Source organism: Dolichospermum sp. LEGE 00240 (assembly GCF_015207875.1).
GTDB classification, from domain to species: domain Bacteria; phylum Cyanobacteriota; class Cyanobacteriia; order Cyanobacteriales; family Nostocaceae; genus Dolichospermum; species Dolichospermum gracile.
The window spans coordinates 1-1,084 of the sequence record NZ_JADEVZ010000168.1 but is presented as its reverse complement, the minus strand read 5'-3'; the positions used below and the strand labels follow the sequence as shown (position 1 = coordinate 1,084).

1 protein-coding gene is annotated in these 1,084 nt (G+C 37.7%); it reads left to right on the top strand.

What is annotated here, in order from left to right; all coding sequences use genetic code 11:
- Positions 1–198: 198 nt before the first annotated feature.
- Positions 199–1,084, top strand: an 886-nt coding sequence (locus tag IQ226_RS24785) for a serine protease (protein ID WP_193899789.1), incomplete at its 3' end; no start/stop codon positions are given.

The following is a 1,084-nucleotide window of genomic DNA, read 5'->3' as shown; positions in this document are numbered from 1 at the left end:
CCAAAAACCTAACCCCCCAGCCCCCTTCCCTGCTAGGGAATGGGGGTTTCAAAGCCTCTCCCCGCGTCGGGGAGAGGTTTGGAGAGGGGTTTGTTTATACATTAAAAACTTTTCAAACATCCTCTAAAGGGAGGGGACAAGATTCCGGAGGGGGGATTCAGGGAGGAAAACCGTACCAATAATACTATTTAACTAATCATGAAACGTCAAATCGCTATTATCTCCTGCTTACTGCTGCTACCTTATCCAGTGTCAGCAATAGAAACCCAAACTAAGACGACAAAACTACTTACACAGTCCTCACAAAGGTGCAAATTACAACCAGCAGACCCAGAAAACGGTATTTATTCAGACCCACAATTACAAACCATTGCTAAACAAATTACAGTTAGAGTCAGAGACAAAGAAAGAGGCGCTTCCGGGACAATTTTCGCTAGAAAGGGTAATTCTTATTTAGTAGTCACTAATTCCCACGTTGTCAGAAGAATTAATAATATCAATATTATCACAGCCGATGGTCAAAAATATGCAGCTAAAATTTTCCCTAATACTAACTTTGATAAATTCGATTTAGCCATAGTAGAATTTACATCTAATCAAAAATATTGTTTACCATCAGAAATTGCTGACAGAATCGCCTCCTTTGATATTAACTTAGAAACACCAGTTATAGCCGCAGGATATGCTGTATCTGAAGATAAATTAGTATTGACAACAGGAAAAATACAACAAATCATTTCTCAACCCAGTTTAAAAGATGGTTATGAAATTGGCTATACTGGTGATATTCAACAAGGAATGAGTGGCGGTCCAATTATTAGTAATACAGGAAATTTAATAGGAATTAATGGCATTAGTTCTTATCCTTTGTCCAATACTGCTTATACTTATACCAACGGAAAACGCCCCACAAATACAGAAATTCAAGAATTTAGAAAACTCAGTTGGGGAATACCCATTAAAACCGTTTTAGGTCAGGTAAGACCAGAAGTTCTCACCGCTTATAATTTACCTATACCAGATATTAAACAGCAAATAGCAGAAGTACCATTAACAGGATGGTTAGGAGAATTAGAAGCAAAAG